Origin of the sequence: Enterobacter cloacae complex sp. Mu1197 (assembly GCF_040059225.1) — a bacterium.
GTDB lineage: Bacteria > Pseudomonadota > Gammaproteobacteria > Enterobacterales > Enterobacteriaceae > Enterobacter > Enterobacter quasiroggenkampii.
Map to the genome: position 1 here is coordinate 1,718,760 of NZ_CP157375.1, position 22,586 is coordinate 1,741,345.

Annotated in this window: 20 protein-coding genes and 2 tRNA genes; 12 read left to right on the forward strand and 10 right to left on the reverse strand. The window is 55.4% G+C overall.

The window, feature by feature from the left end; genetic code table 11:
• Positions 1–102: 102 nt before the first annotated feature.
• On the reverse strand, positions 103–4,065 hold the full coding sequence (putA, locus tag ABFV38_RS08085) for a trifunctional transcriptional regulator/proline dehydrogenase/L-glutamate gamma-semialdehyde dehydrogenase (RefSeq protein ID WP_348959074.1): 3,963 nt from the start codon (positions 4,063–4,065) through the stop codon (positions 103–105).
• 423 nt (positions 4,066–4,488) lie between these two features.
• On the opposite strand from putA, the gene putP reads away from it, so the two are divergent.
• Positions 4,489–5,997, forward strand: a complete 1,509-nt coding sequence (gene putP / locus ABFV38_RS08090) for a sodium/proline symporter PutP (RefSeq protein WP_024909642.1) — start codon at positions 4,489–4,491, stop codon at positions 5,995–5,997.
• A 115-nt stretch (positions 5,998–6,112) separates the two neighbouring features.
• Positions 6,113–6,532 carry a DUF3574 domain-containing protein gene (locus ABFV38_RS08095; RefSeq protein WP_235404215.1) on the forward strand — a complete coding sequence of 140 codons (420 nt, stop codon included), beginning with the start codon at positions 6,113–6,115 and terminating at the stop codon, positions 6,530–6,532.
• A 70-nt stretch (positions 6,533–6,602) separates the two neighbouring features.
• Here ABFV38_RS08095 and ABFV38_RS08100 read toward each other — a convergent pair whose 3' ends face one another.
• Positions 6,603–7,787, reverse strand: coding sequence for a nucleoside transporter C-terminal domain-containing protein (locus tag ABFV38_RS08100; RefSeq protein WP_063621352.1), 1,185 nt, complete (start codon positions 7,785–7,787; stop codon positions 6,603–6,605).
• A gap of 251 nt (positions 7,788–8,038) precedes the next feature.
• On the opposite strand from ABFV38_RS08100, the gene efeU reads away from it, so the two are divergent.
• The 4 genes from efeU to phoH all read left to right on the forward strand — a co-directional run bounded on the left by efeU (position 8,039) and on the right by phoH (position 12,618).
• A complete protein-coding gene (efeU, locus tag ABFV38_RS08105) occupies positions 8,039–8,872 on the forward strand; it encodes an iron uptake transporter permease EfeU (RefSeq protein ID WP_045908301.1) in 834 nt (277 codons plus the stop codon).
• Positions 8,873–8,912: 40 nt separating this feature from the next.
• Positions 8,913–10,040, forward strand: coding sequence for an iron uptake system protein EfeO (gene efeO, locus ABFV38_RS08110; protein ID WP_045908300.1), 1,128 nt, complete (start codon positions 8,913–8,915; stop codon positions 10,038–10,040).
• A 5-nt stretch (positions 10,041–10,045) separates the two neighbouring features.
• The gene (gene efeB, locus ABFV38_RS08115) at positions 10,046–11,329 is read left to right on the forward strand and encodes an iron uptake transporter deferrochelatase/peroxidase subunit (RefSeq protein ID WP_047747495.1); all 1,284 of its coding nucleotides are present in this window, start codon (positions 10,046–10,048) and stop codon (positions 11,327–11,329) included.
• A 500-nt stretch (positions 11,330–11,829) separates the two neighbouring features.
• On the forward strand, positions 11,830–12,618 hold the full coding sequence (gene phoH, locus ABFV38_RS08120; RefSeq protein WP_008503509.1) for a phosphate starvation-inducible protein PhoH: 789 nt from the start codon (positions 11,830–11,832) through the stop codon (positions 12,616–12,618).
• A 153-nt stretch (positions 12,619–12,771) separates the two neighbouring features.
• On the opposite strand, the gene ABFV38_RS08125 is transcribed toward phoH, so the two are convergent.
• The 3 genes from ABFV38_RS08125 to ABFV38_RS08135 form a co-directional block, all read right to left on the reverse strand.
• A tRNA-Ser gene (locus ABFV38_RS08125) sits at positions 12,772–12,859 on the reverse strand.
• Positions 12,860–13,006: 147 nt separating this feature from the next.
• The gene (locus tag ABFV38_RS08130; protein ID WP_048027360.1) at positions 13,007–13,684 is read right to left on the reverse strand and encodes an isochorismatase family protein; all 678 of its coding nucleotides are present in this window, start codon (positions 13,682–13,684) and stop codon (positions 13,007–13,009) included.
• A 20-nt stretch (positions 13,685–13,704) separates the two neighbouring features.
• Complete coding sequence (locus tag ABFV38_RS08135) at positions 13,705–14,565, reverse strand: pirin family protein (RefSeq protein WP_348959077.1); 861 nt, start codon at positions 14,563–14,565, stop codon at positions 13,705–13,707.
• Positions 14,566–14,674: 109 nt separating this feature from the next.
• Here ABFV38_RS08135 and ABFV38_RS08140 point away from each other — a divergent pair, with 109 nt between their 5' ends.
• Complete coding sequence (locus tag ABFV38_RS08140; RefSeq protein WP_025912992.1) at positions 14,675–15,580, forward strand: LysR family transcriptional regulator; 906 nt, start codon at positions 14,675–14,677, stop codon at positions 15,578–15,580.
• 134 nt (positions 15,581–15,714) lie between these two features.
• Here ABFV38_RS08140 and ABFV38_RS08145 read toward each other — a convergent pair.
• Positions 15,715–15,802: transfer RNA gene (locus tag ABFV38_RS08145), tRNA-Ser, on the reverse strand.
• Positions 15,803–16,034: 232 nt separating this feature from the next.
• Between ABFV38_RS08145 and ghrA the strand changes: the two genes are divergently transcribed.
• The 4 genes from ghrA to ABFV38_RS08165 all read left to right on the forward strand — a co-directional run bounded on the left by ghrA (position 16,035) and on the right by ABFV38_RS08165 (position 18,950).
• Positions 16,035–16,973, forward strand: coding sequence for a glyoxylate/hydroxypyruvate reductase GhrA (ghrA, locus tag ABFV38_RS08150; protein ID WP_235404209.1), 939 nt, complete (start codon positions 16,035–16,037; stop codon positions 16,971–16,973).
• Positions 16,974–17,057: 84 nt separating this feature from the next.
• Entirely contained in the window at positions 17,058–17,795 is a 738-nt protein-coding gene (locus tag ABFV38_RS08155) for a phosphatase (protein ID WP_348959078.1), read from the forward strand.
• 21 nt (positions 17,796–17,816) lie between these two features.
• Complete coding sequence (locus tag ABFV38_RS08160; protein ID WP_045908295.1) at positions 17,817–18,371, forward strand: molecular chaperone; 555 nt, start codon at positions 17,817–17,819, stop codon at positions 18,369–18,371.
• 96 nt (positions 18,372–18,467) lie between these two features.
• Positions 18,468–18,950, forward strand: coding sequence for a DUF1097 domain-containing protein (locus ABFV38_RS08165; RefSeq protein WP_139125294.1), 483 nt, complete (start codon positions 18,468–18,470; stop codon positions 18,948–18,950).
• A 43-nt stretch (positions 18,951–18,993) separates the two neighbouring features.
• Here ABFV38_RS08165 and csgG read toward each other — a convergent pair whose 3' ends face one another.
• Genes csgG through csgD form a run of 4 tightly spaced genes read right to left on the reverse strand, consistent with a single transcriptional unit; the run spans position 18,994 to position 21,335 of the window.
• Positions 18,994–19,827 carry a curli production assembly/transport protein CsgG gene (gene csgG / locus ABFV38_RS08170; RefSeq protein WP_045357119.1) on the reverse strand — a complete coding sequence of 278 codons (834 nt, stop codon included), beginning with the start codon at positions 19,825–19,827 and terminating at the stop codon, positions 18,994–18,996.
• 26 nt (positions 19,828–19,853) lie between these two features.
• On the reverse strand, positions 19,854–20,267 hold the full coding sequence (gene csgF, locus ABFV38_RS08175) for a curli production assembly/transport protein CsgF (RefSeq protein WP_023311106.1): 414 nt from the start codon (positions 20,265–20,267) through the stop codon (positions 19,854–19,856).
• A gap of 23 nt (positions 20,268–20,290) precedes the next feature.
• Positions 20,291–20,680: a curli production assembly/transport protein CsgE gene (csgE, locus tag ABFV38_RS08180; RefSeq protein ID WP_008500845.1), complete on the reverse strand. Its 390-nt coding sequence runs from the start codon at positions 20,678–20,680 to the stop codon at positions 20,291–20,293.
• A 4-nt stretch (positions 20,681–20,684) separates the two neighbouring features.
• Positions 20,685–21,335, reverse strand: a complete 651-nt coding sequence (gene csgD, locus ABFV38_RS08185; protein ID WP_021240790.1) for a biofilm master transcriptional regulator CsgD — start codon at positions 21,333–21,335, stop codon at positions 20,685–20,687.
• 764 nt (positions 21,336–22,099) lie between these two features.
• On the opposite strand from csgD, the gene csgB reads away from it, so the two are divergent.
• Positions 22,100–22,555 (forward strand): curli minor subunit CsgB, encoded by a 456-nt coding sequence (gene csgB, locus ABFV38_RS08190; protein ID WP_348959079.1) that lies wholly within the window; start codon positions 22,100–22,102, stop codon positions 22,553–22,555.
• The last annotated feature ends 31 nt before the right edge of the window (positions 22,556–22,586 follow it).

The following is a 22,586-nucleotide window of genomic DNA, read 5'->3' on the forward strand; positions in this document are numbered from 1 at the left end:
CTTTCCCTCAGTGTAAAAAAGCCGGATGCGCTGCGCTTATCCGGCCTACGGTTGTTTTGTCGCCCCGGTAAGCATAGCGCCACCGGGGAGAGTTTACACGGATTAACCGATGGTCATCAGGCTGGCGTTACCGCCCGCTGCCGCGGTGTTGACGCTGAGGGAACGCTCCACGTACAGACGCTCCAGCAGCAGGTTGGTTTCCCCGCGCGCGAAGCCCTGCACTGAAACAATTGCCCCGCTGCGGGCCGCAACCTGCTCGCACAGCTCGCGCAGCTGGTCGGAATCACCGTGATATATGACGGCATCAAACGGCTGCGTCAGCAGCGCATCGGCTTTCGCGAAGTGGATACGGGCCGAGACCGCTTTCGGCAGCTGTTTGGCGAGATCGCTATGCAGCGCATCTTCCGGCCACAGCACTTCACACCCGGTGGCCATCGCGGCGGCCAGCTGTACCAGCGCGTCCTGCTCGTTATCCGCCACGCACAGAACGCGCTCGCGCGGCATCAGCGTCCAGGTATTGCGCTCGCCGGTCGGCCCCGGCAGCAGACGCTGCGTACCGGCCTGTGCCAGCTCGCCATACTGCTGCGCCACGGCACGCAGTTCAGGACGTTTTTCCGCCCAGGCGATCAGCGCTTCCAGCGGCTGGGTCAGCACGGTTTTCAGCTGTGCATCCACCGGATACTCCGCATCCTGACGTGCCAGGGTGACGCCCAGCGCGTTCTCAGGACGGTTCGCCAGCAGACGGTACAGGTAGAGCGGACCACCCGCTTTCGGGCCGGTGCCGGAGAGGCCTTCACCGCCGAACGGCTGCACGCCCACGACCGCGCCAACCATGTTGCGGTTAACGTACAGGTTGCCCACTTTGGCGCTGCCGGTTACCTGCGCGATGGTCTCGTCGATACGGGTATGTACGCCGAGCGTCAGGCCATAGCCGGAGGCGTTGATCTGCTCAACCAGATCGTTGAGGTTGTTACGGTTGTAGCGCACCACGTGCAGCACCGGACCGAAGACCTCTTTTTTCAGCTCGTCGAAGCTTGCCAGTTCGATAAGCGTAGGCGGCACAAATGTGCCGGAACGCCACTCGCGGGCGTCTTCGCTGTTGTCTCGCACCGCCTGGAACACCGGACGGCCTTTCGCGCGCATGGCCTGAATGTGGTTTTCAATATTGGCTTTGGCTTCCGCGTCGATCACCGGCCCGATGTCGGTGGTGAGACGGCCCGGGTTGCCCATGCGGCATTCGGCCATCGCCCCGCGCAGCATCTTCAGCGTGTGGTCAGCCACGTCATCCTGCAGGCACAGCACGCGCAGGGCGGAGCAGCGCTGACCGGCGCTGTCGAAGGCGGAGGCCAGCACGTCAACCACCACCTGCTCGGTGAGGGCGGAGGAGTCAACGATCATGGCGTTCATGCCGCCGGTTTCCGCGATGAGCGGCGTAGGACGACCCTGCGCATCCAGACGGGTGGCAATATTGCGCTGCAGCAGCGAGGCCACTTCGGTCGAACCGGTAAACATCACGCCGCGCACGCGGTTATCGGAGGTCAGTTTGGCGCCCACGGTTTCACCGCGGCCCGGCAGCAGCTGGACCACGCCCGCCGGTACGCCTGCTTCCAGAAGAATGTTGATGCCCTGCGCGGCAATCAGCGGGGTCTGCTCTGCCGGTTTTGCCAGCACGCTGTTGCCAGCGGCCAGGGCGGCGGCAATCTGGCCGGTGAAGATCGCCAGCGGGAAGTTCCACGGGCTGATACAGACGACCGGGCCGAGCGGGCGGTGGGTTTCGTTGTCAAAATCATCGCGCACCTGACCGGCGTAGTAGTGCAGGAAGTCGACCGCCTCGCGCACTTCGGCGATGGCGTTGCTGAAGGTTTTACCCGCTTCGCGCACCAGAATGCCGATGAGCGACTGCATCTGGTCTTCCATCAGCACCGCCGCGCGCTCCAGGATGGCGGCACGTTCCTGCGGCGGGGTGGCGAACCAGATAGGGGCGTTATTCACCGCGCTGTCCAGCGCCTGATCCACTTCCGCATCGGTGGCTTCTCGCACGTAGCCGACGATGTCTTTTGGCTCCGCCGGGTTGATGACCGGCTGCATGTCGCCGTCAGCAACGGGCTGCTCCAGCATCGGTTTGGCTTGCCACTTCTGCAGCGCGCTGTTGAGCAGGGCAGAGGAGAGGGACGCCAGACGGTGTTCGTTGGCGAGATCCAGCCCCGCCGAGTTGACGCGACCCTTGCCGTACAGCTCGCGCGGCAGGGCAATCTTCGGATGCGGCAGGCCAATCTGGCCTTCCTGCGCCGCCATCTTCTCAACGGCCTGCACCGGATCGGCGACCAGCTCGTCGAGCGGCAGCGTGGTGTCGGCGATGCGGTTAACGAAGGAGGTGTTCGCGCCGTTTTCCAGCAGACGACGCACCAGGTAGGCCAGCAGGGTTTCGTGGGTACCTACTGGGGCATAAATTCGGCACGGGCGGTTCAGCTTGCCGTCGGCCACTTTACCGGTCACCTGCTCGTACAGCGGTTCACCCATGCCGTGCAGGCACTGGAATTCGTACTGGCCCGGGTAGTAGTTCTGCCCGGCCAGGCTGTAGATTGCCGCCAGGGTATGGGCGTTGTGGGTGGCGAACTGTGGATAGATTAGGTTCGGCACGCCAAGCAGCTTTTTCGCGCAGGCGAGGTAAGAGACGTCGGTGTAGACCTTGCGGGTATAAACCGGATAGCCTTCCAGCCCTTCCATCTGGGCGCGTTTGATTTCGCTGTCCCAGTAGGCCCCTTTCACCAGGCGGATCATCAGGCGACGGCGGCTACGGCTGGCCAGGTCAATCAGGTAATCAATGACGAACGGGCAGCGCTTCTGGTAGGCCTGGATAACGAAACCGATGCCGTTCCAGCCCGCCAGCTCCGGCTCGAAGCACAGTTTTTCCAGCAGATCGAGGGAGATCTCCAGACGGTCGGCCTCTTCGGCGTCGATGTTGATGCCGATGTCATACTGGCGCGCCAGCAGGGTCAGGGACTTCAGGCGCGGGTAGAGCTCTTCCATCACCCGGTCGTACTGCGCGCGGCTGTAACGCGGGTGCAGGGCGGAGAGCTTAATCGAGATGCCCGGGCCTTCATAAATACCGCGACCGTTGGACGCTTTACCGATGGCGTGTATCGCCTGCTGGTAAGAAACCATGTAGGCCTGCGCGTCGGCGGCGGTCAGCGCCGCTTCGCCGAGCATGTCGTACGAATAGCGGAAACCTTTATCTTCCAGCTTGCGGGCGTTCGCCAGCGCTTCGGCAATGGTTTCTCCGGTCACAAACTGTTCGCCCATCAGACGCATTGCCATATCCACGCCTTTGCGGATCAGCGGCTCGCCGCTCTTGCCGATGATGCGGTTCAGTGAGCGTGACAGGTTGGCTTCGTTATGGGTGGAGACCAGTTTGCCGGTAAACAGCAGACCCCAGGTCGCGGCGTTGACGAACAGCGACGGGCTGCGGCCAATGTGCGAATGCCAGTTACCGTTGCTGATCTTGTCGCGGATCAGCGCGTCGCGGGTGGCTTTATCTGGAATACGCAGCAGCGCTTCCGCCAGGCACATCAGCGCCACGCCCTCCTGTGAGGAGAGGGAAAATTCCTGCAGCAGACCCTGAACCATCCCGGCGCGGCCGGTGGCGGTCTTCTGGTTACGCAGTTTGTCAGCCAACTGGTACGCCAGGCTGTGCGCCTGCGCGGCAACGGCTTCCGGCAGGCGAGCCTGCTCCAGCAGCATCGGCACGGCGTCGGTTTCGGCGCGACGGTACGCGCCGGTAATGGCGGCGCGGCTGACGGACTGCGGCAGGATCTGCTCGGCGAATTCCAGGAACGGCTGATGGCTCTCGTCACCAGCGGCCGGCGCTTCCTCGCTTTCATTGGCGGCGCCAGCGAGCAGGGCAGGCAGCTCCGGCAGGCCCTCGTCGCTCTCGAGTCTTTCGAGATAGTTAAAAATCGCCTGCTTAATTAACCAGTGCGGCGTGCGGTCAATGCGGGTTGCTGCGGTCTTAATCCGTTCGCGGGTTGCGTCATCCAGCTTAACCCCCATGGTGGTCATACCCATGCCAAAGCTCCTGTTGTGCTTTCATCGTGTTTGGTCGTTAGCGTGAAATATCCACCATGTTGCAACTTTGTGCAACCGTGTTAAATGTGACCTGGTTTGCAACCCGGGAAATGAATGAATTGTTAACGGATGGTTAGCTGGAAAAACGTGCTGCCTTTGTCCCGGGAAGCCTGTTTTTATGCGGGAGTTAACACTTTTAAAAGGTGCAACCCGTAAAAGCGTGAGCGAGTGCAACCTATAGGAAACTCGTATCAAACCGGGGATGAAATTGATGTAAATGCAGTGTTAAATCGTTTGTCAGCGGAGGGCGCATACGGCAGGATAGCGCGCCTCACCGAAACACAAGATACCGTCACCTCGTTCCGGTGATCATATAACAAGGCAACCCGGACGGTTGTCGCTCGACACTTTTGGAGAATTTGAATGGCAATTAGCACACCGATGCTGGTGACATTTCTCGTTTATATTTTTGGCATGATCCTGATAGGGTTTTTGGCATGGCGTTCAACAAAGAACTTTGACGACTACATTCTGGGCGGACGCAGTTTAGGCCCAATGGTGACCGCACTCTCTGCGGGCGCTTCCGACATGAGCGGCTGGCTGCTGATGGGGCTTCCGGGCGCGATTTTCATCTCCGGTATCTCGGAAAGCTGGATTGCCATCGGTCTGACCGTCGGTGCATGGATCAACTGGAAGCTGGTGGCAGGCCGCCTGCGCGTGCACACCGAGGCCAACAACAACGCCCTGACGCTGCCTGACTACTTCACCGGACGCTTTGAAGATAACAGCCGCGTGCTGCGTATTATCTCGGCGGTGGTGATCCTGGTGTTCTTCACCATCTACTGTGCCTCCGGCATCGTGGCCGGTGCGCGCCTGTTCGAAAGCACCTTCGGCATGAGCTACGAAACCGCCCTGTGGGCCGGTGCGGCGGCAACCATTCTCTATACCTTCGTGGGCGGTTTCCTGGCGGTAAGCTGGACCGACACCGTGCAGGCGAGCCTGATGATCTTCGCGCTGATCCTGACCCCGGTGATTGTGATTTTCACCGTTGGCGGCTTTGGCGATTCGCTGGAAGTGATCAAGCAGAAGAGCATCGAAAACGTCGACATGCTGAAAGGGCTGAACTTTGTCGCCATCGTCTCCCTGATGGGCTGGGGTCTGGGCTACTTCGGTCAGCCGCACATCCTGGCGCGCTTTATGGCGGCGGATTCTCACCACACCATCGTTCATGCGCGCCGCATCAGTATGACGTGGATGATTCTGTGTCTGGCGGGGGCGTGTGCGGTCGGCTTCTTCGGGATCGCCTACTTCAGCAATAACCCGGCGCAGGCGGGCGCGGTGAACCAGAACGCCGAACGCGTGTTTATCGAGCTGGCGCAGATTCTGTTTAACCCGTGGATTGCCGGTATTCTGCTCTCCGCGATCCTGGCCGCGGTAATGTCCACCCTGAGCTGCCAGCTGCTGGTCTGCTCCAGTGCGATCACCGAAGACCTCTACAAAGCCTTCCTGCGTAAAAACGCGAGCCAGAAAGAGCTGGTGTGGGTAGGGCGCTTTATGGTGCTGGTGGTGGCGCTGATTGCCATCGCGCTGGCGGCCAACCCGGAAAACCGCGTGCTGGGTCTCGTGAGCTACGCGTGGGCGGGCTTTGGTGCGGCGTTTGGTCCGGTCGTGCTGTTCTCCGTCATGTGGTCACGTATGACCCGTAACGGCGCGCTGGCGGGAATGATTATCGGTGCGCTGACCGTTATCGTCTGGAAACAGTTCGCGTGGCTGGGCCTGTACGAAATCATCCCAGGCTTCATCTTCGGCAGCATCGGTATCGTGGTCTTCAGCCTGCTGGGTAAAGCACCGTCTGCCTCCATGCAGAAACGCTTTGCGGAAGCAGACGCGCACTACCACTCCGCACCGCCGTCTAAGCTGCAGCCAGAATAATTTTCTCACGCAGTACCGTAGGCCGGGTAAGCGCAAGCGCACCCGGCTTTTTTCTTGCCAAAATCCGTCTTTTCCTGTGATATCCCTGTGCTTATAACAATGAGGATAGCGAAGCATGACAATCAAAACAGGGTTAATGGCGACGGCATTATTGATGCTGGCGGGCTGCAACGCGCCATCGCAACACGCGGCGGTGGAAACCTGCAAAGCGGATAACCAGATGCAGCAAACCACGCTCTATTTCGGCTTAAACCGTCCTGCCGGGGCGCAGATTACCCCCAACGAGTGGCAGCAGTTTGTTGACCAGGACGTGACGCCGCGCTTTCGCGATGGCTTAACGGTATTTGATGCCCGCGGGCAGTGGCTGGGGAACGACGGAAAAGTGGCGCGTGAACCGAGCAAGGCGCTGATGCTGATCCACGGTAAAGATGCGCAGAGTGAGAAGAACATCGAAGCGTTACGCGGGATTTATAAGTCACGCTTCGCGCAGGAGTCGGTGATGCGTGTCGATCAGCCGGTGTGCGTGCAGTTTTAATGAAAACGGCGGGAATGCCCGCCGTTGTTGTTTTGCAGGCCGGGATCGCTACGCGCCACCCGGCATTGCATCAGAGCACCAACCCCGCAAAGCTCGCCGACAGCAAACTCACCAGCGTCGCACCGTAGACCAGACGCAGCCCGAAACGCGATACCACGTTACCCTGCTGCTCGTTCAGGCCCTTAATCGCCCCGGCCACGATGCCGATGGAGGCGAAGTTAGCGAACGAGACGAGGAAGACGGATAAAATCCCCAGCCCGCGCGGGGACATCTGGTGCGCTATTTTCTGCAGCTCAATCATCGCCACAAATTCATTCGCCACCAGCTTGGTCGCCATAATGCTGCCCGCGTTTAAGGCATCGCTCAGCGGAATACCCACCAGCCATGCCAGGGGATAAAATACATAGCCCAGGATCTGCTGGAAGCTCATGCCAAATACGCTGGAGAAGAGGGCGTTAACGGCGCTAATAAGGGCGATAAAGCCAATCAGCATCGCCAGAATAATCATCGCCACCTTAAAACCGGCCAGAATATACTCGCCGAGCATCTCGAAGAAGCTCTGCGATTCATGCAGTTTTTCAAGCTTGATATCCGGCTCCGCTTCCGGGCGCGCCGGGTTGATGACGGAGAGAATAATAAAGGTGCTGAACATGTTCAGAATCAGCGCCGCGACGACAAATTTGGCATCGAGCATGGTCATATACGCCCCGACAATCGACAGGGAGACCGTCGACATGGCCGTGGCCGCCATGGTGAACAGACGACGCGAGGAGAGATCGCCCAGCACGCCTTTGTAGGCAATGAAGTTTTCCGACTGGCCGAGGATCAGCGAGCTCACCGCATTAAAGGATTCCAGCTTGCCCATGCCGTTCAGTTTGGACAGCAGCGTACCGATCACCCGAATAAAAATCGGCAGGATCCGCCAGTGCTGAAGAATACCAATCAGCGCGGAAATAAAAATAATCGGGCAAAGTACGCCGAGGAAAATGAACGCCAGCCCTTTTTCTCCCATACCGCCAAAGACGAAATTAGTCCCTTCGCCAGCAAATTTGAGCAGTGACTCAAAAAATCCCGAGACGTATTTAATCAGGAATAACCCGCTTTCGGCGTGCAGGAAAAAGAACGCCAGGGCAATTTCAATGACAATCAGCTGTAAAACAAAACGAATGCGAATTTTTCGGCGGTCGAAACTTACCAGCCAGGCAAGCGCGAGAATAATGACCAGCGCCAGCAGGAAATGGACAATTTTAAACATAATTTATTTTCACCAGGTGTTTGAGGCGGATATTTAGCCACAGCCCTGAATCAGCGTAAATGGGCATTTTCGTTATAACTTATAAACTTGACCGTTACGTATGTAACTATTATCAGGCTCTGCGTTTACAACTCGTCATCAAAACACCGCACATTTCGCTTGTGTTTCTTTCTGCCGTAATGATAATCACTATCACAAGAATTTACCTTTCTTTGCATCAGTTGACCGCGATAAACATTTAAGGTGTCGGCATGTTTGTTCCATTTCTCATTATGTTACGTGAAGGGCTCGAAGCCGCCCTTATCGTGAGCCTCATCGCCAGTTATCTGAAGCGAACCCAGCGCGGGCGCTGGATTGGCGTCATGTGGATCGGGGTCTTCCTTGCCGCGGCGCTCTGCCTGGGCTTAGGTGTCCTCATCAACGAAACCACCGGCGAGTTTCCGCAGAAAGAGCAGGAGCTGTTTGAAGGTATCGTCGCCGTGATTGCGGTGGTGATCCTCACCTGGATGGTGTTCTGGATGCGTAAAGTCTCCCGTAACGTGAAGGTGCAGCTGGAGCAGGCGGTGGATAACGCCCTACAGAAGGGGAACAACCACGGCTGGGCGCTCATTATGATGGTCTTTTTCGCCGTGGCGCGCGAAGGGCTGGAGTCTGTTTTCTTCCTGCTTGCGGCGTTTCAGCAGGATGTGGGGATCTGGCCGCCGCTGGGGGCCATGCTGGGCCTTGCCACGGCCGTGGTGCTCGGTTTCCTGCTCTACTGGGGCGGTATCCGCCTGAATCTGGGCGCCTTCTTCAAGTGGACCAGCCTGTTTATTCTGCTGGTAGCCGCGGGTCTGGCGGCAGGGGCGATTCGCGCCTTCCATGAAGCGGGCCTGTGGAACCATTTCCAGGACGTGGCGTTCGACCTCAGCAACGTTCTCTCCACGCACTCTCTGACCGGCACCCTGCTCGAAGGTATCTTCGGCTATCAGGAAACGCCGAGCGTCAGCGAAGTAGCGATGTACTTTATCTATCTGGTTCCGGCGCTGGTGCTGTTCGCAATGCCGCCGCGTACCGGCACGCAGGCGTCGCGCGTTGCGCCGTAATCTTTGATTGAGTAACAACATACTTTTAAAGGGAAGAGTCATGGCAATTCAGTTCCGTCGTAGTGCGTTATGCGCAGGCATTGCCGCGCTGTTCGCTTCTGCATTCTCCGCCTGGGGCGCGGATGTTCCACAGGTTAAGGTTACCGTCAACGACAAGCAGTGTGAGCCGATGACCCTCACGGTGAACAGCGGAAAAACCCAGTTTATTATTCAGAACCACAGCCAGAAGGCGCTGGAGTGGGAGATCCTGAAAGGCGTTCTGGTGGTGGAGGAGCGCGAAAATATCGCTCCTGGCTTCAGCCAGAAGATGACCGCCAACCTGCAGCCGGGCGAGTATGAGATGACCTGCGGTCTGCTGACCAACCCGAAAGGGAAGCTCATCGTCAAAGGTGAAGCGACGGCCGATGCGGCGAAAGGCGCTGCGGTACTGAGCCTGGGCGATGCGATTACCGCGTATAAAGCGTACGTCACGAAAGAGACGGCGGATCTGGCAGCGGCAACCAAAGCCTTTACCGATGCGGTGAAGGCCGGTGATATCGAAAAAGCGAAATCCCTCTACGCGCCAACCCGTCAGCATTACGAGCGCATTGAGCCGATCGCCGAGCTGTTCTCTGACCTTGATGGCAGCATTGACGCTCGTGAAGATGATTTCGAGCAGAAAGCGGCCGATCCGAAATTCACCGGTTTCCACCGTCTGGAGAAAGCCCTGTTTGGCGATAATTCTGCCAAAGGGATGGAGAAGTATGCCGACCAGCTGAACAGCGACGTGCTGGAGCTGCAAAAGCGCATCAGCGAGCTGGCCTTCCCGCCATCAAAAGTGGTGGGCGGTGCGGCCGGGCTGATTGAAGAAGTGGCCGCGAGCAAAATCAGCGGCGAAGAAGATCGCTACAGCCATACCGACCTGTGGGACTTCCAGGCTAACGTCGACGGCGCGCAGAAAATTGTTAACCTGCTGCGTCCTCAGCTGCAGAAAGAGAACGGCGAGCTGCTGGCCAAAGTGGATGCCAACTTCAAAAAAGTCGACACCATCCTGGCAAAGTACCGCACCAAAGACGGGTTTGAGACCTACGACAAGCTGACCGATGCCGACCGTAATGCGCTGAAAGGCCCGATTACCGCCCTGGCGGAAGATCTCTCCCTGCTGCGTGGCGTACTGGGTCTGGACTAAGCACGATGAATAAGCATAACGAGAGCGACGTGGCTGAGCCTTCCCGTCGCCGGTTGTTAAAAGGGGTAGGGGCGCTGGGGGGCGCGCTTGCTCTGGCTGGCGGGTGTCCGGTGGCGCACGCGGCGAAACCGCAAAGCGCGCCCGGCACGCTGTCACCCAATGCCCGCATGGAGACGCAGCCGTTTTATGGCGAGCATCAGGCCGGTATCCTGACGCCGCAGCAGGCGTCGATGATGCTGGTGGCCTTTGATTCGCTGGCCAGTGATAAAGCCGATCTGGAACGTCTGTTCCGCCTGCTGACGACGCGCATCGCGTTTCTTACCGCCGGTGGACCGGCGCCCGATACGCCGAACCCGCGTCTGCCGCCAATGGACTCCGGCATTCTGGGGCCATTCATTGCCCCGGATAACCTGACCATAACCGTTTCGCTGGGAGAATCGCTGTTTGACGCGCGCTACGGGCTGGCAAAACAGAAGCCGAAAGCGCTGCAAAAAATGACGCGCTTCCCGAATGATTCCCTGGATGCCGCCCTTTGTCACGGCGACCTGCTCCTGCAGATCTGCGCCAACACCCAGGACACGGTGATCCACGCCCTGCGCGACATCATCAAGCACACGCCGGATCTGCTGAGCGTGCGCTGGAAGCGGGAAGGGTTTATCTCTGACCACGCCGCCCGCAGCAAAGGCAAAGAAACCCCGGTGAACCTGCTGGGCTTCAAGGACGGCACGGCCAACCCGGACAGCCATGATAGCGCGCTCATGAAGGAGGTGGTGTGGGTCACTGCCGACCAGAATGAACCGGCATGGGCTGTGGGCGGCAGCTATCAGGCGGTGCGCATTATTCAGTTCCACGTGGAGTTCTGGGACCGCACGCCGCTGAAAGAGCAGCAGACGATCTTCGGTCGCGATAAGCAAAGCGGGGCTCCGCTCGGCATGAAGAACGAGCATGATGTGCCTGACTACGCCAGCGATCCGAATGGCGATGTGATTGCGCTGGACAGCCATATTCGTCTGGCCAATCCGCGCACCAAAGAGACGCAGTCGAGCCTGATGATGCGTCGGGGATACAGCTACTCGCTCGGCGTCACCAATTCCGGTCAGCTCGATATGGGGCTGCTGTTCGTCTGCTATCAGCACGATCTGGAAAAGGGCTTCCTGACTGTGCAGAAGCGGCTCAACGGCGAAGCGCTGGAAGAGTACATTAAACCCATCGGCGGCGGCTATTTCTTTGCCCTGCCAGGCGTGCGCGACAGCAACGCGTATCTCGCTCAAGGTCTTATTGAAGCCTGATAATTGTCCCTGCGACGATTCGCAGGGACATTATTTTTTCATATGACTATCCTGCTGTTATATTTCTGTAATATTTCTATATGAGACTGATTTCAACTGTAGGGACAGTCTTAAACGTTGCATTCAGGTAAAATAAATGTTGCATTTATGATAACTCCTGATGTACTTAAGATAAGACAGCGGTAGTTCCCGGCAGTGATGCTGAATCACTATGGAGATCGCGAATGGTTGCGTCCTGTACTGGACAAGGTAAACATAACAACCGCAGCACCCGGCGCGGAGGCTCAGACTCCGGCAGCGATTTCCTCACCACTAAATTTTCCCCCCTTCCTCAAGAATCTGATTCGACCGACGTGCAGAACGGTGCGCGTAGCTGTTCCGTATCGTCATCCGATAGTGCAAGCAATGGCTTACAAGGAAGCCAACCCTCTGATGTTCGTGCGCATAATCGTGCCGACGCTGGCGCGTGTGATGAATACCAACAACTCAAGGTGCTATCCATGGGAAGACAAAAAGCAGTGATCAAAGCTCGTCGCGAAGCAAAACGTGTGCTGAGACGGGATTCACGTAGCCATAAACAGCGTGAAGAAGAATCGGTCACCTCGCTTGTGCAGATGAGTGGCGTAGAAGCAATTGGCATGGCCCGTGACAGCCGTGATAATTCTCCAATTGTGGCGCGCAATGAGGCTCAGGCGCACTACCTGAATGCTATCGAGAGTAAACAGCTCATCTTTGCAACCGGTGAAGCCGGATGCGGGAAAACCTGGATCAGTGCAGCCAAAGCGGCGGAAGCGCTGATCCATAAGGACGTGGAGAGAATCATTGTTACCCGTCCGGTACTGCAGGCTGATGAAGATCTCGGCTTCTTGCCCGGTGATATTTCGGAGAAGTTTGCCCCGTACTTCAGGCCCGTCTATGACGTGCTGGTGAAGCGGCTGGGTGCATCCTTTATGCAGTACTGCCTGCGGCCAGAGATTGGCAAGGTGGAAATCGCGCCGTTCGCCTATATGCGCGGACGTACATTTGAAAATGCGGTCGTCATTCTTGACGAGGCTCAGAACGTGACCGCTGCGCAAATGAAGATGTTTTTAACGCGCCTCGGGGAGAACGTGACGGTTATCGTTAACGGCGATATTACCCAGTGTGACCTGCCGTCCGGCGTGAAATCCGGACTGAGCGACGCCATGTCACGTTTTGAGGAAGATGAGATGATTGGGGTGGTACGCTTCACCAAAGATGACTGCGTGCGCTCGGCGCTCTGCCAGCGCACGCTGCAAGCGTATTACTGAGTGTGCTGTTGCGTTCAAGGCCCGGGAAACCGGGCTTTGTTTTTTTTGCGGGCATGTCGTCGGGTGGCGCTGCGCTTACCCGACCTACAATACTCCATGCGTGCAATATGCGAAAAAAAAGCCCGCATTTTCATGCGAGCTCTTCTTTAAATATGGCGGTGAGGGGGGGATTCGAACCCCCGATACGTTGCCGTATACACACTTTCCAGGCGTGCTCCTTCAGCCACTCGGACACCTCACCATATTGTTTTGCTGCCTGACCGCTTGGGGGGCAACGGGGCGCTACTATAGGGAGTTGCGCTGACACGGTCAAGCAGATTTTCAGCTTTAGTGCCTGTTCGGTTAAGCAATAATCAGCTCCACGGTTTTTACGCCGTGGAGCAGGGGATTAACGCTGTGAATCGAGCACTTCGCTGTTTTTAACCACTTCCTGCGCTTTGCTGTAGCTTTCGATCAGCAGCTGATAAGCCGGGAAGATGTGGGTGTACACTTCCGCCCACTCCGCTGCATCTTCACGGTTCCATGTACGCTGGATCTCAGAGGCCACCGCCGCCGTATCCATCGGGACCACACCGGCCTGCACCACGCGCGCCAGCGTGATCTCCTGCGCCATTTTGCTGTAGGTGCCGGAGGCATCAATCACCGCAAACACTTTATACCCGTCCGCCACCGCGCTGATTGACGGGAAGGCCATGCAGACGCTGGTGATGGTGCCCGCAATGATCAACGTCTTACGCCCGGTGGCTTTTACCGCTGCCACGAACTCCGGGTTATCCCAGGCGTTGATTTCGCCTTTACGGGCAACATATTGCGCATGCGGCGCGTTGGCGTGGATCTCCGGGATAAGCGGTCCGTTTGGTCCTTGTGGGACGGACGCGGTGGTGATCACCGGAATCTTCGCCAGGGTTGCGATTTTTGCCAGCGCTGCCGCACGGGCACGCAGTTCTGGCATTGGCATATCCCCAACGGTCTGGAACAGACCGCTCTGGTGATCGATAAGCAACATCACCGCATCGTTTACATCGATGGCCGGACGGGTTCCGTTAAAATTCGCAGGTGTAGACATCTTCTTCTCCTTTATTACGTTCAGATCTGGCCGAAGCGGCCGGAATTGAAATCACGAATGGCTTCGTTGATTTCGGTTTTACTGTTCATCACAAACGGGCCATAGCCCACGATCGGTTCATTCAGCGGCTCACCGGCCATCAGCAGCACTTTTGCGTCGCTGTTCGCTTCCAGGTGCAGTTTGTCGCCTTCCTGACTTAACACGACCAGCTGGGCTTCACCCGCCTGAGCGGTACCGTTTACCGTGATACTGCCTTCAAGCACGACCAGCGCCGTGCTCCAGCCTTCCGGCTGAGCGAGCGTCAGATGGCTTCCCTGGTTCAGCGCGATGTCCCAGACGTTGAGCGGCGAGAAGGTGTGCGCCGGGCCGGTCACCGTGTCGTAGCGACCGGCAATAACCCGCAGCGTTCCACCACTGTCAGGCAGCGTCACCACCGGGATGTCGGCTTTCGTGATGCTCTGGTAGCCCGGTGCGGCCATCTTGTCTTTCGCCGGTAGGTTGACCCAAAGCTGCATCATTTTGAGTTCCCCGCCTTTCTGCGAGAACGCGCTGGAGTGGAACTCCTCGTGCAAAATGCCTGCGCCTGCGGTCATCCACTGCACGTCGCCGGGCCCAATCACACCGCCTTTCCCCGTGGAGTCGCGATGCTCCACTTCTCCGGCATAGACGATAGTGACCGTCTCAAAACCCCGGTGAGGGTGTTGGCCGACGCCGCGTTTCGCACCATCTGCCGGAAAGGTGTATGGACCCGCGTAGTCCAGCAGCAGGAACGGGCTGAGTGGCTCGCCGTGGGTTTGATAAGAGAACATTGAACGGACCGGGAAACCATCGCCCACCCAGTGCTGACGTGGAGCGGTATAAACGCCAGTGATGTTTTTCATGATTAATTCCTGATGTTCTGTTGATGTAATTAGCTTATATTCAGGGTTAATATCCCGGTAGATAGTGAAAATGGCATTCACTGTTCTGAAAATAGAACGATGAGGATTTATGCAGGATCTCAATGACTTCGTCTGGTTTGTGAAGGTTGTGGAGTACGGGGGGTTTGCGGCGGCGGGAAGGGCGCTTGACCAACCCAAGTCCAAACTGAGCCGCAGGATTGCGCAGCTGGAAGAGCGTCTCGGCGTACGGTTGATACAGCGCACGACGCGGCAGTTTACGGTGACGGAAGTGGGGCACACTTTCTATCAGCACTGTAAGGCAATGCTGATAGAAGCAGAAGCGGCAGAGGAGGCCGTTGCTGCGCTGCAGGCTGAGCCGCGCGGCGTCGTCAGGATCACCTGTCCCGTCACGTTACTGCACGTCCACGTGGGACCGATGCTGGCGCGGTTTATGGCGCGCTACCCCGGGATTAATCTCCAGCTTGAGGCCACCAATCGTCGGGTCGATCTTGTTGGCGAAGGTATTGATGTGGCTATCCGCGTGCGTCCGCGTCCGTTTGATGACAGCGATCTGGTGTTAAGGGTGCTGGCTGACAGGGGGCATTGCCTGGTGGCAAGTCCGCAGTTGATTGAACGTATGGGTAAACCGCGAATGCCTTCCGAGCTCAGTGAATGGCCTGGATTAAGTATGGGGGCCGGTAAACAGGTGCATAAATGGGAGCTCAGTGGTCCAGAAGGGGCGAAAGCGGAGATCCACTACGCACCGCGCTTTATTACCACCGACATGCTGGCACTGCGGGAAGCAGCGATGGCGGGCGTGGGCGTTGTACAGTTGCCGATATTGATGGTGAAGGATCAGCTTGCGTCAGGGGAACTGGTACGGGTGCTGGACGCGTGGGAACCCCGACGGGAAGTGATTCACGCGGTTTATCCTTCGCGGCGCGGCATGCTGCCGTCGGTCAGGACGCTGGTGGATTTTCTGACTGAAGAGTATGCGAAGATGGTGGAGGAGTAGCTTTTTGTAGGTCGGGTAAGCGCAGCGCCACCCGACATAAAGAGCGCAGGGAGTTTCAAGGTTCGAATCCCCCCTGCATGCGTGCAATATGCGAAAAAAAAGCCCGCATTTTCATGCGAGCTCTTCTTTAAAGATGGCGGTGAGGGGGGGATTCGAACCCCCGATACGTTGCCGTATACACACTTTCCAGGCGTGCTCCTTCAGCCACTCGGACACCTCACCATATTGTCATCCCGTTGTTGACGGGACGGGCGCTAATGTAAGGAAAAGCCGAACTGCCGTCAACTCACTTTTTCAGTAATTTAGCGCGTTTAGACAAACTTCAGACAACATGATTCTTAAATGTGCTGAAAGCGTCTTTTTTATCAACAACACAGCCGTGCAATAAATTTGTTATGCTGACAACCTCGTTAAAAAACAAAATAAATCAGCGCAATAAAAGGCAGGAATGACTATGGATATACTTTTCTATCACCCCACGTTTGATACGGCCTACTGGATCGAGGCGCTCACGGCGGCATTACCCGGCGCACGCGTTCGCGAGTGGAAGCGTGGAGATAACGAACATGCTGACTATGCGCTGGTCTGGCATCCGCCGGTAGAAATGCTCCAGGGCCGTAAACTGAAGGCCGTTTTTGCCCTTGGGGCGGGCGTGGATTCCATTCTGAGCAAGCTGAAGGCGCACCCTGACATGCTGCCGGAAGCGATTCCCCTGTTCCGCCTGGAAGATACCGGAATGGGGCAGCAGATGCAGGAATATGCCGTCAGCCAGGTGCTGCACTGGTTTCGCCGCTTCGATGACTATCAGGCATTTAAACAGCAGGCCCACTGGGAGCCGCTGCCGGATTACCGTCGTGAAGACTTTACCATCGGCATCCTCGGGGCGGGGGTGCTGGGCTCAAAGGTGGCTGAAGCCCTCGCACCGTGGGGCTTTCCGCTGCGCTGCTGGAGCCGCAGCCGCAAAGATTATCCGGGTGTCGAGAGCTTTGCCGGCACGGATGAACTCCCGGCCTTTCTGAACGGCACACGCGTGCTGATCAACCTGCTGCCCAATACGGCGGAAACGGTCGGTATCATCAATGAAGACTTGCTCAACCAGTTAGCCGATGAGAGCTACCTGATGAATCTGGCGCGCGGGGTGCATCTGGTCGAGTCCGATTTGCTGAAGGCGCTGGACAGCGGAAAGCTAAAAGGCGCCATGCTGGATGTCTATAGCCGTGAGCCGCTGCCGGTGGAAAGCCCGCTGTGGGCACATCCGCGTGTGGCGATGACCCCGCACGTGGCCGCCGTGACGCGTCCGGCAGAAGCGGTGGCGTACATATCCCATACCATCAGGGAAATGGAGAAGGGTAACGCGGTCACCGGCCAGGTCGACAGACAGCGCGGCTACTGAGAGAAACCCGGCGTTCGCCGGGTTTTTGCTAATATTCGCCGCTGATAACTGCTATCCTTTGGAAAAACCGCAGAGGAGAGAGAGATGTATCCCGTTGACCTGCATATGCACACCGTCGCCAGTACCCACGCGTATAGCAACCTCCATGATTATATCGCCCAGGCGAAGCTTAAGGGGATTAAGCTGTTCGCAATCACCGATCATGGCCCGGACATGGCGGATGCGCCGCACTACTGGCATTTTGTGAATATGCGGATCTGGCCACGTCTGGTGGACGGCATTGGGATACTGCGCGGCATCGAGGCGAACATCAAAAATACCGACGGTGAGATCGACTGCACCGGCCCGATGCTGACGTCTCTGGACCTTATCCTCGCCGGTTTCCACGAGCCGGTTTTTGCACCTCAGGATAAAGAGACCAACACCGCGGCGATGATTGCCACCATTGCCAGCGGCAATGTGCACATTATCAGCCACCCCGGCAACCTGAAGTACCCGATTGATATTCAGGCTGTCGCGCAGGCGGCAGCGAAGCACCGCGTGGCGCTGGAGATTAACAACTCCTCCTTTGTTCACTCGCGTAAGGGCAGTGAAGCCAACTGCCGCGAAGTGGCGGCCGCCGTCCGCGATGCGGGCGGCATGGTGGCGCTGGGTTCGGATTCCCATACCGCCTTCACGCTGGGCGATTTCAGCGAGTGCCTGAAGGTGCTGAATGACGTTAACTTCCCGGAAGCGCAAATCCTGAACGTCACCCCGCGCCGCATGCTCGATTTCCTCGAATCGCGCGGCATGGAGCCGATTGCCGAATTTGCCGATCTTTAATTGTGTAATGGAATAATAAAAATGAACGAGTTTTCCATCCTTTGCCGCGTGCTGGGTACGCTCTATTATCGCCAGCCGCAAGACCCGCTGTTGGTTCCGCTTTTTACGTTAATTCGTGAAGGCAAACTGGCGGAGAACTGGCCGCTGGAACAGGATGATTTACTGGCGCGTCTGCAAAAAAGCTGCGACATGCAGCAGATTGCGACCGATTACAATGCGCTGTTCGTCGGTGAAGAGTGCCGCGTTTCGCCATACCGTTCTGCCTGGCAGGAAGGGGCGACGGAAGCGGAAGTCCGAGCTTTCCTCTCCACCCGCGGTATGCCGCTAAGCGATACGCCAGCCGATCATATCGGTACGCTGCTGCTTGCTGCCTCCTGGATCGAAGACAACGCCGGGGATGATGAGAACGAAGCCATCGAAACCTTGTTCGAAACGTACCTGCTGCCGTGGGTCGGCACATTCCTGGGTAAAGTCGAAGCCCATGCCACCTCGCCATTCTGGAGAACGCTGGCACCGCTGACCCGCGACGCGATCGCGGCGATGTGGGATGAGCTGGAAGAAGAGAATGAAGAGTGATTTAGATCACATAAATTCTGCAACTCCGCATTTCAATTTGCACATAATGTGCTTCTGATCGCATTTCTATGGTGCGCTTCTGCTAAGATGCGCGCCATGAACATATTACTTTGTATCGCAATAACGACGGGCATTCTCTCCGGACTCTGGGGATGGGTGGCCGTGTCTCTCGGATTGCTCAGCTGGGCCGGATTCCTTGGCTGTACGGCCTATTTCGCCTGCCCGCAGGGGGGCGTCAAAGGGCTCTTCATCTCAGGCTGCACGCTGATGAGCGGGGTTATCTGGGCGCTGGTGATCATGAAAGGCAGCGCGCTGGCGCCGCATCTGGAGATACTGGGGTACGTCATGACGGGCGTGGTTGCCTTCCTGATGTGCGTTCAGGCTAAGCATCTGCTGCTTTCGTTTGTGCCGGGAACCTTCATGGGAGCGTGCGCCACCTTTGCAGGGCAGGGTGACTGGAAGCTGGTGGTGCCTTCCCTGGCGCTGGGGTTGCTGTTTGGCTATGCCATGAAAAACAGCGGTCTTTGGCTGGCGTCGCGGCGGGAAAAAGCGCAAAACATCACGGCGGTGAGCGAATAAAAAAAGGCGAGATAATCATCTCGCCTTTTTTATGCGCTTCCTGTCAGGATTCCGGAGGGACTGACATATCGCGGTATTTCACCAGTATCGGGTTCTGCACGTCTGCTTTGTTTTGCAGATCCCACAGCCCGCGGTCAATACCGTCGTTGATTAAGAAGATCACGCCGGTTTCAATGGCTGACATCAGACACATCATGACCGGCTCGTTAGAGGTGTAACCAATTTCACCCTCAAGCAAACGCTGGTAATCGATGAAGCGGAATACCCCTGCCTGAACTTCATAGGACAGTATGGTTTTGCTGGTGGTCACCGAAGAGAGCACTTCGCCTGTACTGACGTTGACCACACGCAGGTTAACGGCGATTTGGTCGAGCTGGTATTGGGTATCCGCACCGATACCGAAGTACCGCGCGCCCGCACCACCCGATTTAACGTTACTTTCGTAACCAATAATCGATCCTTCAATCATCACGTTTGCTGCCGCCAGAGATTCCAGAGGCGTGCGGTTATTGGCCGCGACGGTACCATTCTCCTGTGCGGCACGAATGATTTTCCGTTCATTCAACAGGTTCTGAAGACCCTGACGTTCCAGCGGAATAAACCAGTGCGAATCCTTGAGTGCGGTAACCAGCATCGCGGTGGCGCTTTGCGGCACAGCCGTGGAGAAGTTACTTGCCGGGTAAGGTTTGAATTGCCCGGTTTCATCCTGAATGTTGTATACGGAGACAAATATTTTCCCCGTTGGAGCAGGTAAATGTGTTAAATCACGATAACTCTGGGCCCGAGGCATTAATGTTGGTTTTGCAGCTTCTTTAGGTGGAGCAGTTAAACAACCGCTCAATAAGCACACTGCAACAAATATCAGGAAGCGCTGCATGATCGTTGTCCTTATTTAGCTATTGTTTAAAAGTCAGTTGAATTACTTTGAAGACCGGAAACCTGAATGGTGGATATTCTTCCGGTTTTACGATCGGTCACGTTCAGCTGAAGCTGTCCATCAGTGTTGGCGATATCAACGATAAAATCGTTGGTCACCATCCGGCCGGGTTTACCGGTATTAATGTTGGTCAATAACCCGCCTAAAATCTGCGACTGGATAGCCTGGGTGAAGTTGTCCAGGGCGGATGGGGTATCAATGCTAAAATCCTTTAAGCTTGGATCCTTATAGGAGTTTTGCGCCTGAGCCTCATTCAGCAGAAACGCACCGTTGTTAGGGTTACCGCCAAAGTTAGGGTTACGGAACTGAAACGTCATGTTTCCGGCCCAGCTTATGGGGGTGATCAGCATTATCGAAACAACTGCATATGCAATACGCATGACAGCCTCCGCATATCGGTTCGCTAGAACTCGTCTTTTGCTAAATCGCTGGTGCTTAATAGGGCTTTATCTATTTGCAGGCGATTAATAGCGTCTTCTGATTGTGCCAGTGCTAAGGCTACGTTTTTATCGAAGTCCATTTTTGTGGGGAATAAAAACGTTTGATAAATAACGTACTGATTGGCCGTTATTGTTATCCAACTTCCCCATCGTGCACTGGGCCGCTCGTTGATTGTTATATTTCCGGTATAGGTACTGTCCCATTTGTCACTGAAGGCCCGGTAAAAACTGTGCCCGACCGATGAGACAGTGTGGTCTGTTAACAATCCGGGAACTTCGACCTCGACGGCCTTCAGATTCCCTGCAGCGAGCAGGAAACTCGCTGCGGCGATCCAACTCAACGTGCGTTTCATGTGATTAACGCCTGAGGTTATCGTTAGCCCACGAAACCGCCTGAGTTCGGTTTTTCACAGCTATCTTCTTGAAAAGATTATAAAGGTGCGTCTTTACCGTATTTTCGCTGATAAATAACGAACGGGCGATTTCAATATTTGAAGCACCAATGCGTAACTTATTCAGGATCTCTTTCTCACGGTGCGTGAGCAGTGCTGACTCTGAGCTGTTATAGCGATAATTTCCGGAGTGCGTAATGAGATAGCTTGCAAGCTTTTGCGAAAAATAACACTCGCCGCGCAATATACCTTGCAGGCCCTCAACCACCCGGTCTTCTTCTTCCGTGACGTAGAACACGCCATTGATATGCGGCCAGCTTTCAATATCTCTGAAGGGATATTCGTCAGGTGTATTCAACAATAGCACGCGGATATTATTGTTTTTCCTGCTTAAAATATCCTGCCAGTAATGGATAAGCTTTTTATCAGCTTCCATCATATCGAACAGAATGATGCTGCCAGGGGCAATATCATCAAAAGAACGTTGAATATTATGCAATTTCCCGTTCAGTGATAAAGATTGCTTTAAATGTTGTAATAACGCTGTCGCTTGCAAAGAAGGTTTTGTGATCAACAGTAATGTATGACCATGTAAACTATGGACTTCATTATACATGATGAAACCCCACTTTTTTTGGCACCTGGCAGCTGCCCTCCTGTTTATTAGAGGACACCAGAAGTACTGACAGATGTTGCACTGCTGTGTGTAGAATCAGACCATAACCTCCACAGGGAGGTAAATATAAAACCAATTTCGTACATCTAATTTCAATCTAGCTTTTACGAAGTTTAAAGCAAGTGTTAAACATGTAACTGAATGTAAAAATCAATATTAATTTGTGAAATTAGCTTGTAATGAATGGCGAGAAATGATGAGAAAGTTGTACATATTAATAGAGGTGCACAGATTTTAAAAATCATACAAATATTTATAATTATTTGATTTATAAAGTTATTTGTTATTTTGATGAAACGATAATTAAGTATGAGTTACAGGTTGGTTCTAAGTCCGGGAATGAGCCGTGGTCTGGCTTAAGAAAATAGGTGTCGTGTCACGCACTGAGAAAAAATGTTCTTCAGCCGTTACGTTTAAACACCCCGGCAAGACCCGTGGACAGCCTTCGCCTCGCTGTACAACCCTTTCGCAAAACACCTGTAATAAAAAATATAAGCTGGCCTGAATAAAGTGTTTATTGATGTAAATTACGACTTTGTGGTGATCTGAAAAATAAAAATAAGCCGCGCGGGTGAGATATTTAAAATGTTTCAGCGGACATACTCTTCACCGTAACGACGCGTTAACACAATACGAATCGTTTTTACAATTAACACAGTTATACGGTTATGGCGTGATTCAATAACCAGGTCCAGGGTGACAACATGAAATACACATCGTTATTTATGGTGTTTACATTACTGGGTGCGCCTGGATTTGTAACCGCAGCGAATTCAGATTTAGCCAATCCTGAATATAACTTTGCGGTTAACGAATTAAGTCTTTCATCACTCAATCAGGCAGCCATTATTGGTCAACAGGGTGTTTTCAATGACGCTCAGGTTCGCCAGGAGGGTTCAAAACTCTTGTCCATTGTTTCCCAGGAGGGGGCAGGTAACAGAGCGAGAGTTGATCAATCAGGGGGTTACAATATTGCCTGGATCGATCAGAGCGGTAACGCGAATGATGCAGGTATTACGCAAGATGGATACGGTAATAGCGCGAAAATTATCCAGAAAGGGTCGGGTAATAGAGCAAATATTACGCAGTACGGTACGCAGAAAACCGCAGTTGTAGTGCAGAAACAGTCGCAAATGGCGATTAACGTTATTCAACATTAGCGCCTTCGCGACGACTTTAATCAATCCGATG

Bases quoted from the DNA above. Each gene is read 5' to 3' on its own strand.
- putA (WP_348959074.1), bottom strand. From the start codon at position 4,065: ATGGGTATGACCACCATGGGGGTTAAGCTGGATGACGCAACCCGCGAA.
- putP (WP_024909642.1), top strand. From the start codon at position 4,489: ATGGCAATTAGCACACCGATGCTGGTGACATTTCTCGTTTATATTTTT.
- ABFV38_RS08095 (WP_235404215.1), top strand. From the start codon at position 6,113: ATGACAATCAAAACAGGGTTAATGGCGACGGCATTATTGATGCTGGCG.
- ABFV38_RS08100 (WP_063621352.1), bottom strand. From the start codon at position 7,787: ATGTTTAAAATTGTCCATTTCCTGCTGGCGCTGGTCATTATTCTCGCG.
- efeU (WP_045908301.1), top strand. From the start codon at position 8,039: ATGTTTGTTCCATTTCTCATTATGTTACGTGAAGGGCTCGAAGCCGCC.
- efeO (WP_045908300.1), top strand. From the start codon at position 8,913: ATGGCAATTCAGTTCCGTCGTAGTGCGTTATGCGCAGGCATTGCCGCG.
- efeB (WP_047747495.1), top strand. From the start codon at position 10,046: ATGAATAAGCATAACGAGAGCGACGTGGCTGAGCCTTCCCGTCGCCGG.
- phoH (WP_008503509.1), top strand. From the start codon at position 11,830: ATGGGAAGACAAAAAGCAGTGATCAAAGCTCGTCGCGAAGCAAAACGT.
- ABFV38_RS08130 (WP_048027360.1), bottom strand. From the start codon at position 13,684: ATGTCTACACCTGCGAATTTTAACGGAACCCGTCCGGCCATCGATGTA.
- ABFV38_RS08135 (WP_348959077.1), bottom strand. From the start codon at position 14,565: ATGAAAAACATCACTGGCGTTTATACCGCTCCACGTCAGCACTGGGTG.
- ABFV38_RS08140 (WP_025912992.1), top strand. From the start codon at position 14,675: ATGCAGGATCTCAATGACTTCGTCTGGTTTGTGAAGGTTGTGGAGTAC.
- ghrA (WP_235404209.1), top strand. From the start codon at position 16,035: ATGGATATACTTTTCTATCACCCCACGTTTGATACGGCCTACTGGATC.
- ABFV38_RS08155 (WP_348959078.1), top strand. From the start codon at position 17,058: ATGTATCCCGTTGACCTGCATATGCACACCGTCGCCAGTACCCACGCG.
- ABFV38_RS08160 (WP_045908295.1), top strand. From the start codon at position 17,817: ATGAACGAGTTTTCCATCCTTTGCCGCGTGCTGGGTACGCTCTATTAT.
- ABFV38_RS08165 (WP_139125294.1), top strand. From the start codon at position 18,468: ATGAACATATTACTTTGTATCGCAATAACGACGGGCATTCTCTCCGGA.
- csgG (WP_045357119.1), bottom strand. From the start codon at position 19,827: ATGCAGCGCTTCCTGATATTTGTTGCAGTGTGCTTATTGAGCGGTTGT.
- csgF (WP_023311106.1), bottom strand. From the start codon at position 20,267: ATGCGTATTGCATATGCAGTTGTTTCGATAATGCTGATCACCCCCATA.
- csgE (WP_008500845.1), bottom strand. From the start codon at position 20,680: ATGAAACGCACGTTGAGTTGGATCGCCGCAGCGAGTTTCCTGCTCGCT.
- csgD (WP_021240790.1), bottom strand. From the start codon at position 21,335: ATGTATAATGAAGTCCATAGTTTACATGGTCATACATTACTGTTGATC.
- csgB (WP_348959079.1), top strand. From the start codon at position 22,100: ATGAAATACACATCGTTATTTATGGTGTTTACATTACTGGGTGCGCCT.